Genomic DNA, 14,897 nt, shown 5'->3' on the forward strand with positions numbered 1-14,897 from the left:
CTTTTTTCTTTCGCTTTTAAATTACATCGCCACGGCTTTAGCACGAGCTGCATGCAATTTTTTATAGCTCTCAATCAGACGTAAATGACGATCAAGTCCTTCTAGTTTCATGCTTGTTGGTGTTAAACCATAGAAACGAACGCTACCATCGACAGAACCTAAAACCGCATCCATTCGCGTGTCACCAAACATACGACGGAAATTAGTCAGGTAGTCCTCAAGCTCTAGTTCTTCATCTAACATCACTTCAAGCACCACGTTCATGCACTGATAGAACAAACCACGCTCAACGGTGTTGGTGTTATATTGCAAGTAAGTTTCAACTAGCTCTTTTGCTTCTTCAAACTGTTGTAAAGCAACATAAATCAGCAATTTCAACTCTAAAATTGTGAGCTGTCCCCAAACTGTATTGTCATCAAATTCAATGCCAATAAGTGTAGTGATTTCAGTGTAATCGTCTAATTCACATTCTTCTAAACGCTCAACCAATGCCTCAAGCTGCTCATCATCCAAACGATGCAGATTTAGAATATCTTCACGGAATGAAAGTGCCTTGTTGGTATTATCCCAAATCAAATCTTCAACGAGATAAATTTCTGAATAATCCGGTACTAAAATACGGCAAGCAGTCGCACCTAAGTGCTCATAGACTGCCATATATACTTCTTTGCCCATCTCTTCGAGAATACCGAACAATGTTGCAGCTTCTTCTGCATTCGACTCTTCGCCTTCGCCAGAAAAATCCCATTCAACAAAGTCATAGTCAGATTTAGAGCTAAAGAAACGCCAAGAAACCAAACCGCTTGAGTCAATAAAGTGCTCAACAAAGTTGTTCGGCTCAGTCACCGCATTACTTTGGAAAGTCGGTTGAGGTAAATCATTTAAGCCTTCAAAACTACGGCCTTGAAGTAATTCAGTCAGACTACGTTCCAACGCAACTTCAAAACTTGGATGCGCACCAAAAGATGCAAACACCCCACCCGTACGCGGGTTCATTAAAGTCACACACATTACAGGGAACTGGCCGCCTAACGATGCATCTTTAACTAATACAGGGAAACCTTGCTCTTCTAAACCTTTAATACCAGCAACAATACTTGGGTATTTTGCTAATACGTCTTCTGGAACATCGGGAAGTGCAATTTCACCTTCTAAAATTTCACGTTTTACAGCACGTTCAAAAATTTCTGACAAGCATTGAACTTGGGCTTCTTCCAAAGTGTTGCCTGCACTCATACCATTACTTAAGTACAAGTTTTCAATTAAATTTGATGGGAAATAGACAACTTCTTCATCAGACTGGCGCACAAAAGGTAGCGAACAAATACCACGCTCTACGTTGCCTGAATTGGTGTCATATAAATGTGTGCCAAGTAATTCATCATCTGGGTTATAAATCTCAAGACAGTATTCATCTAAGATTTCTTTAGGCAACTCACCATTTGGCCCCGGTTTAAACCATTTTTCATCTGGATAATGCACAAATTCAGCATTAGCAATTTCTTCACCCCAGAACTGGTCGTTATAGAAGAAGTTACAGTTTAAACGCTCAATAAACTCGCCTAATGCAGACGCTAAAGCACTTTCTTTAGTTGCACCTTTACCGTTGGTAAAACACATCGGAGACTGCGCATCACGAATGTGTAATGACCACACATTTGGCACGATATTACGCCAAGACGCGATTTCAATCTTCATGCCCAAATTTGCCAAAATGGCAGACATATTGGCAATGGTTTCTTCTAATGGCAGGTCTTTACCTTGAATAAAAGTATGGCTTTCTGAAGTTAAGCTTGGCAATAACAATGCTTGTGCATCTGCATCGATGCTTTCAACTTCTTCAATAATAAATTCAGGGCCAGTTTGAATGACTTTTTTAACAGTACAACGGTCAATCGAACGTAAAATTCCTTGGCGATCTTTCTCTGAAATATCGGCTGGTAATTCAACCTGAATTTTAAATGTTTGCTTATAGCGATTTTCAGGATCAACAATATTATTTTGCGATAAACGAATATTATCGGTTGGGATATCTCGAGCGGCACAATACACTTTTACAAAGTACGCTGCACACAATGCTGACGATGCTAAAAAATAGTCAAATGGGCCCGGTGCCGAACCGTCACCCTTGTAGCGAATTGGTTGATCGGCAATTACCGTAAAGTCATCGAACTTAGCTTCCTGTCGAAGATTGTCGAGATAATTAACCTTGATTTCCATGCTGGCACCTAAATATTTTTATGTGTCAGCACAGACACATAAAATTCTAAATATTGAAAAATAAGCCGAATCACAGCGAAGAAATTGACTTAAAAAAATGAGAGATTAAAGCCATGTGTTTAATGAGAGACTCAATTGGCTTTAATAAGATTGGCGGTATTATAGAGGGATTTTGTGCAGTTGATAACTAAAGTTAAAACATTGCTACTCACAATGTTTTAACTCGTCTTTAATTTACTTAAATATTGAGCGTTAAAACTTAAAAGTGTAATCGACATTCAAACGTGTTTCATTTGCCGAATGGAATGTCATATTGGTAGGCATATCGTTACGGTAGTGAGAAAAGCGAGCCCGCATTCCTAAACCTTTTAATTTTCCTTCGGGAATTTTATAGCCCAAATCAAACTCCATCGACTCTTCTTTAAAACGCTGATCGCCATATTGCAACAAATCAATGTCTTCGCCTTTTGCGTAGCGAGTCATAAAGCGTAGTCCGTTTAATGAAACATCACCTAACCACGCATTTTTAAAGTCATATTCATAACGAATCGAATAGACTTTTTCGTCTTTATTTGAATAGTCAGAGCTCATAAAATCAAGCACGACTGGACTTTCTGTTCCTGACAAAAATGGCAGACCAGTTGAACCAAAAGCCTGCATGTAGCCCAAAGAAACTGTATGGTTTTGATAGTTCAAACCAAATAAGCCACTAATATGGCGGTTATCGACCTCTCCTATTTTTTTGCTTCCAGTTTCCTCACTATTAAAGAAACGCACATCACTTAAAAAATTAAGCTGATCATTTAAAGGTTGTTTTCCGTTAAAGCCCAAAAATTGTTGCTGGTAAATGTCTTTCAGTTCAGCATGGTAAGCCCGTAGACGATAGTCCTTTAACTGATAGCTACCACCTAATGTATAAAAAGAGTCAGTGATGGCCGCTTTGTCAAAACGATGGTTAATATTGTCCGTTCCAACATCGGTATAACGAATTGAGTCGCGCTGACGTACTTCGTCGACATAAAAGCCTTCAAGTTGAAGATTTGGAATTTCATTTGAAACAAAGCGGATACCGCGATAAGTCTGAGGGAACAAACGCGCTGGTGATGAAAATATGGTTGGTAATTGTGGAACCAGATCACCTACAAAAAGCTCATTTTTCCTAAATTTAGCCTTTCCTGTAATGCCTATTTTTCCATAATAATCATCACGCGAGTTATCAGTATTCACTGGTAATAAGCCACTACGCGCATAGTCATCAGCACGGCTTCCCATCAGGTTAAAACCTGCCATTGCCAGTACATCGACACCGAATCCAACCGTACCTTCGGTATAACCAGACTGTCCTTTAAAAATTAGACCCTGCGCCCAATCTCTAGCTGCTGTATAGGGATATGGATCTTTTTTATAGTCTCGGTCAAAGTAAAAATTACGTAGTGTCAGCTCAGCTTTACTATCTGAAATAAACTCGGCATGCACAATTTGACTAAATAATGGGCACAAGCATACCCCCACCCATAATGGTGTCTTTTTCATTTTTTATCTCAACTATTTAATTTTTAATGGATTAAGGTGCTGTTTTAAGAGAGTAGTTTTGCTCTTTCTTACTTCGGTAAAAAGCATTACCCAAACTTAAAATCAGGAAAATAGCTAAAACAAAGACCACACCGTAATAGGCATACAGCGTTGCTGGTGCTATACCTTTATCTAGAAAAATGCCTGCAATCGTTGGCGATAAAATTGCCCCAATTCGTCCAAAACCAATTGCATAGCCCACGCCGCGACTACGGATTTCGGCATCATAAATTGTTGGAGAAATCGAATATAAACCTGCTACGCAGCCATTAATAAGTGTGCCGAGTAATAACCCCACCATGAGTGCAATACTGACTTGAGATGAGACTGCGACAAATAGAAAAACACATGCCGAGGTTAGCCCTAAAAACAGGCTTAAGGCATAGAAGATTTTCATGCGTGATGCCAATAAACCAATAATGGCTGCCCCGAAAATACCGCCAATACTAATTAAAATGCCGGTACTTACGCCTTGGTGTGGCGACATCCCCATTGAAATAAGAATTTTTGGTGTCCAGCTCATCACAAAGTAAAAGCCAAACATCACCAAAAAGAATGCAAACCACAAACAAAGTGTTTGAAATCCAAGTTGTCCAGCAAATAATTTGCCCAGTTCACTACCATTTTGCGTACTGATTTTTTCATAACGCGGCATAACGGGTAATTCGTTTAGCCCCATACGATTTACGGTTGCATTAATTCGTTCTAGTGCCTGTTTTGGTCGTTTCGCGAGTAAATAATCTAAAGATTCTGGTAATAACCATGCGCTGATTAGCAGCATTGCAATGGTAGTGATGCCACCTGCTAAAAAGATTGAACGCCAACCTAAATGCTCAATCAATGCCAGTGATAGCACTCCGCCAAGCGTCGCGCCAATTCCATAACCGGTAGACATTAAACTCACCGCGAGACTGCGCCAGCGAGCATTGGCATATTCACTTGCCAACACATTACTACTCGCAAGGATGCCACCCACCCCAATGCCGGTAATAAACCGAAGTGCTGCTAACATGCTGTGGCTTTGTACCAAAGCACAACCCAACATGCTAAGACCTGCAATTACAAGACAAACTAAGATGAGTAAACGGCGACCGATTTTATCGGCTAAAGGTGCGAGAAAAATGGAACCAGCAGCCATCCCAAAAAGGCCTGAACTAAGCAATAAGCCAATTTGTGCACCTGAAAGTGACCATTCTGCTGACACGGATGGAGCAGTAAATGCCATTACCATCACGTCAAAGCCATCAATAATATTGAGACAAATACAGATCAAAATAACGAACCATTGGTAGCGGCTCATGTTGTTTTGATTGATCTCACTTAGAACGTCTCTTTCCATTTGTGTATCTCCCTTGGATAAGACATACACACGACATTGCTAATATGAGCGATTGGGTGGTTATGCATATCCGTATCCATAATGACCTAGAGGAATATTTGTTTTTTGAGCATCCTGCTCTTTTTCTATACTGAATATTTGGATCCAAAAAATCAACAATATTTTTAAAATTTAATAAACAATAAATCAAATCATTGAAAAATATATTTATAATTTATTTTAACTTTATGGAATAAAAAATATGGATCCATAAATTATTTATCCATTTTTAAATTTTTAATTTCGAGAGCTATCCAAATTCAGTATGGGATTGAAGACTTATGGATCCAAATTAAGATTAATAAAAATTTAGCACCTAAAATTCAAAGTAAATACAAAAGTCTTTAACAGCAATTAAAAACCCACAAAACAATCAAACCTAAAGATCAGTATTTTTAAAAAAATATACTGTCTATCAATTGACCAATATTTTTATTTACTATAAATTGGATCCAATAAGTGATAAGGAGTCGTCACAATGTTTATTAAAAATGCTTGGTATGTTGCCTGCCGCCCAGAAGAAATCCAAGACAAACCATTAGGTCGCACCATCTGTGGTGAAAAAATTGTTTTTTATCGTGGTAAAGAAAACCAAGTTGCAGCCGTTGAAGATTTTTGTCCCCATCGCGGTGCCCCACTTTCACTTGGCTATGTAGAAGATGGCAACCTTGTATGTGGTTATCATGGTTTAGTCATGGGCTGTGACGGAAAGACGGTTTCAATGCCAGTCCAACGTGTAAATGGTTTCCCTTGTAACAAAGCATATGCAGTTGTCGAAAAATTTGGTTTTATTTGGATATGGCCAGGCGAGAAAGCTTTAGCAGATGAAGAAAAACTCCCAACTTTAGAATGGGCAGATCATCCTGAATGGAGCTATGGCGGAGGCCTATTTCACATTCAGTGTGATTATCGCTTGATGGTCGATAACCTCATGGATTTAACCCATGAGACGTATGTTCACTCAAGCAGCATCGGACAAAAAGAAATTGATGAATCATTACCAGTCACTAAAGTTGATGGCGACCATGTCATTACTGAACGCTACATGGAAAATGTGATCGCACCTCCATTTTGGCAAATGGCCCTTCGGGGTAATCACTTGGCAGATGACGTTCCTGTTGATCGTTGGCAACGTTGCCACTTCTTTGCGCCAAGTAATGTGCATATTGAAGTGGGTGTAGCGCATGCTGGACATGGCGGTTATGACGCACCAAAAGACAAGAAAGTTTCCTCAATTGTGGTCGATTTTATTACGCCAGAGACTGAAACGTCACATTGGTATTTCTGGGGAATGGCACGTAACTTCCAGCCAGATAATGCAGAACTCACTGATCAAATTCGTGAAGGCCAAGGTAAAATCTTTACCGAAGATTTAGAAATGCTTGAGCAACAGCAGCAAAATATTTTAAACAATCCACATCGCAAGTTACTAATGCTCAACATCGACGCAGGCGGTGTACAGTCTCGCAAAGTGATTGAGCGCCTACTTGCCGAAGAAAATAAAACACCTCCTGAAACATCCGCACAGAAGTTTCCAAACATACGGATTATTTAAAGGAGTATGAACATGGACGTTATTATTCAAAAAATTCACCAGCTTACCCCGACCATTCGTGCTTTTGAATTGGTCTCGGCAAATGGCACAGCGCTACCGAATTTTGAGGCAGGTGCACATATTGATGTGCATCTTAAAAACGGCCTCACCCGTCAATATTCACTTTCAAATTGTTGCAGTGAAAAGCATCGTTATGTGATTGGTGTTTTACATGATGCTAATTCACGTGGTGGCTCACGTTGCATCCACACTGAATATCGTGAAGGTGATCATTTAAAAATTGGTGAACCGCGTAATTTATTTGAGATTCACCCTCACACAAAACAAGCGGTTTTATTTGCTGGTGGTATTGGTATTACTCCTATTTTGTCGATGGCGTATCGACTTAAGTCAGCCAATATTCCTTTCGAATTGCATTACTTTGTTCGTAGCCATGAAATGATTGCGTTCTATGGCAACTTAACCGAGCACTTTGGTGACCAAGTCCATTTTCATATTCAAGATCAACCAGACACTGAATGTAATATGGCAGATGTTTTAGCCCAAGCTTCACCAGATAGACACTTATATGTGTGTGGGCCAACAGGATTTATGCAGTTTGTCATGAGCTCAGCCGAACAAGCCGGTTGGCACAATGAACAATTACATCAAGAGCATTTTGTCGCTCAAAAAGTAGATACGTCTAATGATGAAGCTTTCACTATTGAAGTTAAAGGTACGGGCCGTCGAATTGAAGTATTACCAGAGCAAACTGCGACTGAAGCATTAATTGCAAATGGTTTTGATATTCCTGTTTCATGTGAACAAGGCATTTGTGGCACTTGTATTACCCGCGTTGTAGAAGGCACGCCAGATCATCGCGATATGTTCATGACCGATGAGGAACATGCACTAAATGATCAATTTACGCCTTGCTGTTCTCGTGCAAAAACTAAAAATCTTGTGATTGAACTTTAATATTTAAGTTCCTTTATTCAAACATAAAGGAACTTACTTCACCTTAAGCGCTTAAAACATTTCTGAGCGTTTCACCCAAAATCACGACACTACTGTGCTCACGCATTAAAGTTTCAGCACGCCCTGCCTGACGATGCACCAACGCATCGAAAATCGAACAATGCTGTAAATGTGCATAGTGCAAACGGCGATATTCTGACAAAGCTTGATTCTGGTCATAAGTAATAGCTTGAGCAGAAGCCATCGGTAATTGGTTGTTTTTTGCCAAGGCTTGTATGAGTGCGACGTTTTGTGCACCTTCAATAATAGTGTCATGAAAAATGACGTTCAAATGATGATAACGTTCGAGTTCGGCATCGCCAAACTCATCTTTATCATTAAATAGTTTTTCAGTTTCTTGAATGCAGTGTTGCAGCGTCTTTTTCTGTTCTTCGCTTAAGCCTTGTTCTGCCAAAGTTTTCGCAGCCAATCCTTCAAGTACACCGCGCACTTCGAGCGCATCATGAACAAGTTGTTCTGAAATTTCACGAACCGTGTAACCACGAGTTGGGTTTTTAATGAGGAGGCCTTCTTGCTCAAGCAACCTAAAAGCAATACGAACAGGCTGCCTTGAAACACCAAGTAACTCGGCAGTCGGAATTTCGGCAATTCTGGCACCGCCTTCAAATTCCCCTGAAATAATCATTTTTCTTAGTTTAAGTAAAACTTGTTGTCCTGAAGACATTCGCTGCCACACATCACCAAAAACGTCACTTCGATGCTAGCAAGTTCATTTGTAAAATGAAATAAATTTTCTGTGTGAATCAGTGCTTAAGCATTTTTGTTGAGTTTAAAAAATTAAATTACCAACCACACTTGATCAAAGATTTTTAAGATTATTGACCATAATATCGAGGTTGTTACGAATTAAATAAGCCAAGTTAATATCAATGCCTTCAAGCATTTTTTCTTCAACTTTTAAAACCACTTCATTACATTTATTTAGCTTTTCAACACCGCTTTGGGTCAATGTAATTAAAATACGGCGGCCATGGGTAGGATCCGGTTTTTTCTCAATCCAGCCATTAACTAGTAAATCTTGCAAAATTTTGTTGGCCGATTGCGGCTTAATGAAAGAGCGCTCAGCAAGCTTGGCATTGGATACATTACTTTTTGAAGCTAAAACAGAAAGTGCAGTAAATTGCGGCAAGGTAATCTCAAGCTCTTTTAAATGTTCTGTTAAATGTTTACTAATAATTCGGTCAACACGAGCAATCATGTAACTTAACTTAGGCTCATCTTCTACTTTTTTTTGAACTAAATTTGAACGTACCATAACCTTTCATTCATCATAAGAAAATCTGTAATAAAAGTATGAGGCTCTAACCCCATACTTTCGTTAAAACTTAGCGAGCACCCGAGCTTTGTACTAAATGTACAGGCTGTTTAGGTTTTTTGACAAGAAGTAATGCAGAGATCGCTGCAATTAAAATCACTGGAATGCTTGAACCAATCACAATGGTCGAGCTTTGTCCAAGCGAGAGTAAAAAACCAGCCATTAAAGGTCCTGCAAAAGAACCGATACGCCCAATTGCAACTGCCGCCCCGACTCCAGTTCCACGCATTTCAGTTGGATAATACATGGCAGCCAAACCGTATAATGCCGATTGTCCACCCACAATAAATAAACCACAGCCTACTGCCGAAAGCGCTAGTAATGCAACGGTTGGAGAAATTGCCAAGCAGCAAAGCGAGAATAGAATGCCCAGATAAATCAGCTTAATCACAAAACTCATGCGTATTTTATCAAGCAATACACCCATTAAGATTGAACCTAAAATTCCGCCAACGTTGTAGCCCATCTGCACATAGTTTGCCTGTAATTTAGATAAGCCTTGCGCGCCCATGAGTAACGGCAACCAGTTTAACAAGAAGTAGAGCACGACTAAGGTACAGAAGAAACTCACCCAAAGCTGAATCGTCGACATACGACGTTCTTTGGCAAATAGAACTTCAAAGAATGGAGTGGTTTTTTGTGCCTGAACTTTACGCTGTAGGTAATCATTTGACTCAGGTAAAAAACGCATAATCAGTGGAATTAATAAAATTGGCGCGATACCACCAATATAGAAAATATGACGCCATTCTGCATCGCCAGCCAATGACATGGCAACTACAGAAGTAAGTAATCCACCAAATGGAATGCCGCTATACATGATACTTACCGCTTTGCCCTTGTGCTGATCAGGTACAGCTTCAGATGCCAGTGTAATCATCATCGGAAGTGCCCCACCCATTCCTAAACCGGTACAAAAACGAATGAGTAACAGCAAACTGAAGTTAGCAGCATAGGCCGTTAGCAAAGACATCATTCCAAAAAGTAAAATACTAAAAATCAGAATTTTCTTACGCCCAACAATATCTGCAAATCTACCGCCTAATATGGCACCTGGTAGTGTTCCTAAAATTGCAGCACTAAATGCCCATGCCATCTGGCCATTGTCCAACATAAACTCAGCCCGCATTCGTGGAGCGGCTACCCCCATTGACTGAAGATCAAAACCTTCAAAAATTGCTATTGCAAAGCATAATAGCAACGTGATTTTTGCCCTTGCAGACTGTCCTAATATCTTTTCCATTGTGTTATCCCTTATTGACTAGTCGTTCCATTTAGCCCTTTGTGTATTATTGTTTAAACACACCAAAAATATCAGTTAAACTTACTAAAAAATCAACACATTTTTATATTAAATTATTTATAAAATTAATTAATATTTAAAATACAATGAATTATAAAATATTTATGAAATTTCATAAAAAAGACTTGAATGTAAGTTTAACTGATATTAAATTAAATCCCAGAACAGCTAAAAATCATTCAAGGAGTATGAAGATGAGTTATGAAAACCGCTGGGAAACAGTAGATGTTAAAGTTGAAGATGGAATTGCATGGGTAACACTAAACCGCCCAGAAAAGAAAAATGCCATGAGTCCTACACTCAATCGTGAAATGATTGATGTACTTGAAGCCATAGAACTTGATCAAAATGCTCGTGTTCTGGTGTTGACAGGTGCAGGTGATTCTTGGACAGCAGGCATGGACTTGAAAGAATATTTCCGCGAAGTCGATACTCAGCCAGAAATTTATCAAGAACGTATTCGCCGCGACTCATGCCGTTGGCAGTGGCAACTTCTTCGCATGTATTCAAAACCAACGATTGCAATGGTCAACGGCTGGTGCTTTGGAGGCGGTTTCTCACCTTTAGTGGCTTGTGATCTTGCGATTGCAGCAGATGAAGCAACATTTGGTTTATCTGAAATTAACTGGGGTATCCCGCCGGGCAACCTTGTAAGCAAGGCAATGGCAGACACTGTTGGTCACCGTGCAGCTTTGTACTACATCATGACAGGTAAAACCTTTACTGGTAAAGAAGCCGAAACTATGGGCTTGGTAAATAAAAGCGTACCGCTTGAACAGTTAAAAGCCGAAGTCACTGAACTTGCAAATTGCCTACTTGAGAAAAACCCTGTGGTTCTTCGCACAGCTAAAAATGGCTTTAAGCGTTGCCGTGAACTCACTTGGGACCAAAACGAAGACTACTTATATGCCAAGCTCGATCAATGTATCCATCGTGATACAGAAAATGGCCGCCAAGAAGGTTTGAAACAATTCTTAGATGAAAAATCAATTAAACCGGGTTTACAGAGCTACAAACGTACTGGTTAACTTTTGATTCTCTAATGGTAATGTAAGGACACAACCCATGCAAAATGTACAGTTACTTATTCACGGTCAATCTGTTGATGCATCAAATCAGGCAACTTTTGAGCGTATTAGCCCCATTGATGGATCAGTGGCAACTAAAGCCGCTGCTGCAACTTTGGAAGATGTTGATCGTGCAATAGACTCGGCACAACAAGCTTTTAAAGTATGGTCGAAACTCTCGCCTACCGAACGTCGCTTACGTTTGTTAAAAGCAGCCGATTTAATGGATCAAAAGACCGAGCAATTCATTGAAACTGGAATGCAAGAAACAGGTTCAACTGCGACATGGTATGGGTTTAACGTTCACCTTGCTGCCAACATGTTACGTGAAGCAGCAGCAATGACCACACAAATTGACGGAAGCCTGATTCCGTCAGATGTGCCAGGCAATCTTGCGATGGGTGTGCGGGTTCCTTGCGGTGTGATTGTAGGGATCGCACCTTGGAATGCGCCTGTCATCTTGGCAACGCGTGCGCTTGCCATGCCTTTGGCTTGTGGCAACACCGTTGTATTAAAAGCATCTGAAGCTTGCCCAGCAACACATCGTCTGATTGGCGAAGTGTTATACGAAGCAGGTCTTGGTGAAGGTGTGGTAAATGTAATTACGCATGCGGCTGAAGATGCACCACAAATTGTGGAGCGTTTAGTGTCTCATCCAGCCGTCAAACGTATTAATTTTACGGGTTCAACCAAAGTCGGAAAAATTATTGCAGAGACTGCTGCCAAATATTTAAAACCTGTTTTACTTGAATTGGGTGGTAAAGCCCCTGTCGTGGTTTTAAATGATGCCGATATTAATGAAGCTGTAAATGCTGTGGCTTTTGGAGCATTCTTTAATCAGGGTCAAATCTGTATGTCGACCGAACGTGTTTTGGTTCAAGACAAAATTGCCGACCAGTTTATTGAAAAGCTCATTGAAAAAACACGTTCTATTCAGGCAGGTAATCCGACCTCAAAAGACAATGTGCTCGGTGTTTTAGAAAGTCGCCGCGCTGCAAACCGCATTCAGCATTTATTGGAAGATGCTCAAAACAAAGGTGCTGACTTACCTTTAGGTATTCATATTGAAGACACCACCATGCAACCGACACTGGTGCTCAATATTAAACCTGACATGTTGCTTTATCGTGAAGAATCATTTGGGCCTGTATGCACAGTTCAACGCTTTTCAAGCATTGAAGAAGGCATAGCACTAGCAAATGACAGTGAGTTTGGGCTTTCTTCGGCGGTGTTTAGCCAAAATATTTCACAAGCATTAGAAGTCGCTCAACAGATTGATTCGGGTATTTGTCACATTAACGGTGCAACCGTACATGACGAAGCTCAAATGCCATTTGGCGGAACAAAATCGAGTGGTTACGGACGTTTTGGTAGTAAAGTCTCTGTTGCCGAATTTACCGAACTACGCTGGATCACTATTCAGACCCAATCACGTCATTACCCGCTTTAGTCGGGCTAATGCGAACACAGACATATTAAATAAAAATTGCATGATGCAAAAAAATAAAGCGCAGTGATGCGCTTTCCATGGAGTGAAAGAAATGCAAATGAATGCCACTCAATCACAAGACCGCGAACGGTTCGTAAAATTAGGGCAACATGATATTCATTATCACCATAAAGATGACACGCTCTATATCAGCCCAAAAGAGCAATTAAAACCGTATCCACAAAAACTGACAGATCGGTTAATTCATTTTGCACAAACCAAACCAGACCATATTTTTGCAGCAAAACGCAATGCTCAAGGCGAATGGGTCAAACTGAGTTATGCAGAAGTTTTACAACGTGCATGGCACATTGCTCAGGCTTTACATGAACGTAAGTTAAGCCAAGAGAGACCTCTGGTCATTTTAAGTGGTAATGATCTTGAACATTTAACACTATCTATGGCTGCCATGCTGGCAGGTGTACCTTTCTCAGCTATTTCACCCGCCTACTCTCTGATTTCTCAAGACTTTGGCAAACTTAAACATGTGTTTGAAGTGCTGACACCGGGTATGGTCTATGCCAACGATGGACAAGCTTTTGCCAAAGCGATTCAGGCATGTATTACATCCGACATTGAAGTGGTGACCAATAAAGGGATTGTGGGTGATCAGATCTGCACGTCTTTTCAATCGCTATTAGATACGCCTGTTTCAAATGTTCAAGAGTTTTATCAAACCCTTGATGAAAACCAAATTGCCAAATTCTTATTTACATCAGGTTCAACCAAATTGCCTAAAGCTGTACCGACCACGCATTTAATGTTGTGTGTTAATCAGCAAATGTTATTACAAACTTTCCCTGAGTTTGAAGAAACACCACCTGTCCTACTCGACTGGCTGTCTTGGCACCACACCTTTGGAGGCAGTCACAATGTCGGTATTGCACTCTATAACGGCGGTACAATTTATATTGATGATGGCAAACCTGTTCAAGGCAAATTTGACGAAACCATTCGTAACCTCAAAGAAATTTCTCCAACCGTTTATTTAAATGTCCCAAAAGGTTGGGAAGAACTCACCGAAGCTTTAGAGAAAGATGAAGAGTTAAGAGATCGCTTTTTTGCCAAAGTTAAAATTTTATTCTTTGCAGGTGCGGCGCTTTCAGAAGCTGGCTGGAACAGACTCGATAAAATTGCCCAGCAACATTGCGGAGAAAAAATTCGCATTATGAGCGGATTGGGCATGACTGAAACTGCACCATCTTGTGCTTTTACAACAGGTCCACGCGTGATGGCTGGCTTTATTGGTTACCCTGCTCCGGGATGCGAAATTAAGCTGGTTCCATGTGGTGACAAACTTGAGTTTTGTGTCCGTGGCAAACATGTCATGAAAGGATATTGGCGCTTAAAAGCAGACCAGCAAAGCACTGTGTTTGATGATGAAGGCTTTTTCCATACTGGCGATGCTGTTCGTTTAGTCGATGTAAATGATCCAACCAAAGGCCTAATGTACGACGGACGAATTGCAGAAGACTTTAAACTCAATACGGGTACTTTTGTAAATGTCGGCACAATACGCAACAAAGTGCTCATTCAAGGTAATTTACTGGTTCAAGATGTCTGTATTACAGGTTCAAACCTAAATGCGGTTGGCTTTTTGATTTTTCCAAAATTAGAAGCTTGTGCTCAATATGCAGGCCTTAAGCTTAGTGAGCATTCTGCAACAGAGATATTACAACACCCTAAAGTTCAGCAATGGTTCCGCCAATTTTTAACGACCTTTAATAAAGATGCGACTGGCAGTTCAAATACAGTCTCAATGCTTTATTTAATGACTGAACCACCTCAGCTCGATGCAGGTGAAGTGACCGATAAAGGTAATCTCAATCAAGGCAATATTACTAAACGTCGTGCTGCCTTAATTGATGAACTTTATCAAAAACAGGTCGAAAACCCACTGATTATTCGGGTACCCACCTTAAAGCAATAAGCAATTGAAATAAAAAGGAAGCTCAAACTTCGGTTTGGGCCTTAGCCTCAC

General features: G+C 40.2%; 11 protein-coding genes. 5 read left to right on the plus strand and 6 right to left on the minus strand.

Annotation, left to right across the window (positions count from 1 at the left end; genetic code table 11):
* Positions 1-21 precede the first annotated feature (21 nt).
* From F935_RS09945 to F935_RS09955, 3 genes are all read right to left on the minus strand, one after another.
* A complete protein-coding gene (locus F935_RS09945) occupies positions 22-2,220 on the minus strand; it encodes an OsmC domain/YcaO domain-containing protein (RefSeq protein WP_016138813.1) in 2,199 nt (732 codons plus the stop codon).
* 252 nt (positions 2,221-2,472) lie between these two features.
* The gene (locus F935_RS09950; protein ID WP_016138814.1) at positions 2,473-3,753 is read right to left on the minus strand and encodes an OprD family outer membrane porin; all 1,281 of its coding nucleotides are present in this window, start codon (positions 3,751-3,753) and stop codon (positions 2,473-2,475) included.
* Between the two features lie 31 nt (positions 3,754-3,784).
* Positions 3,785-5,131, minus strand: coding sequence for an MFS transporter (locus tag F935_RS09955; protein WP_016138815.1), 1,347 nt, complete (start codon positions 5,129-5,131; stop codon positions 3,785-3,787).
* A gap of 517 nt (positions 5,132-5,648) precedes the next feature.
* Here F935_RS09955 and F935_RS09960 point away from each other — a divergent pair.
* The gene (locus F935_RS09960) at positions 5,649-6,725 is read left to right on the plus strand and encodes an aromatic ring-hydroxylating dioxygenase subunit alpha (RefSeq protein ID WP_016138816.1); all 1,077 of its coding nucleotides are present in this window, start codon (positions 5,649-5,651) and stop codon (positions 6,723-6,725) included.
* A 12-nt stretch (positions 6,726-6,737) separates the two neighbouring features.
* Complete coding sequence (locus F935_RS09965) at positions 6,738-7,682, plus strand: PDR/VanB family oxidoreductase (RefSeq protein ID WP_016138817.1); 945 nt, start codon at positions 6,738-6,740, stop codon at positions 7,680-7,682.
* A 43-nt stretch (positions 7,683-7,725) separates the two neighbouring features.
* Here the strand turns inward: F935_RS09965 and F935_RS09970 are convergent, their stop codons facing one another.
* From F935_RS09970 to mhpT, 3 genes are all read right to left on the minus strand, one after another.
* Complete coding sequence (locus F935_RS09970; protein ID WP_080645585.1) at positions 7,726-8,418, minus strand: GntR family transcriptional regulator; 693 nt, start codon at positions 8,416-8,418, stop codon at positions 7,726-7,728.
* A 123-nt stretch (positions 8,419-8,541) separates the two neighbouring features.
* Positions 8,542-8,997, minus strand: a complete 456-nt coding sequence (locus F935_RS09975) for a MarR family winged helix-turn-helix transcriptional regulator (RefSeq protein WP_016138819.1) — start codon at positions 8,995-8,997, stop codon at positions 8,542-8,544.
* Positions 8,998-9,067: 70 nt separating this feature from the next.
* Complete coding sequence (gene mhpT, locus F935_RS09980; RefSeq protein WP_016138820.1) at positions 9,068-10,300, minus strand: 3-(3-hydroxy-phenyl)propionate transporter MhpT; 1,233 nt, start codon at positions 10,298-10,300, stop codon at positions 9,068-9,070.
* A 248-nt stretch (positions 10,301-10,548) separates the two neighbouring features.
* On the opposite strand from mhpT, the gene F935_RS09985 reads away from it, so the two are divergent.
* The 3 genes from F935_RS09985 (at position 10,549) to F935_RS09995 (ending at position 14,846) form a co-directional block, all read left to right on the plus strand.
* Positions 10,549-11,388, plus strand: a complete 840-nt coding sequence (locus F935_RS09985; RefSeq protein WP_171068109.1) for a p-hydroxycinnamoyl CoA hydratase/lyase — start codon at positions 10,549-10,551, stop codon at positions 11,386-11,388.
* Positions 11,389-11,425: 37 nt separating this feature from the next.
* Entirely contained in the window at positions 11,426-12,877 is a 1,452-nt protein-coding gene (locus tag F935_RS09990) for an aldehyde dehydrogenase (RefSeq protein ID WP_016138822.1), read from the plus strand.
* Between the two features lie 82 nt (positions 12,878-12,959).
* Positions 12,960-14,846, plus strand: a complete 1,887-nt coding sequence (locus F935_RS09995) for a feruloyl-CoA synthase (RefSeq protein WP_171068110.1) — start codon at positions 12,960-12,962, stop codon at positions 14,844-14,846.
* Positions 14,847-14,897: the final 51 nt, after the last annotated feature.

Source organism: Acinetobacter calcoaceticus ANC 3811 (assembly GCF_000399665.1).
Taxonomy (GTDB): Bacteria; Pseudomonadota; Gammaproteobacteria; order Pseudomonadales; family Moraxellaceae; genus Acinetobacter; species Acinetobacter calcoaceticus_B.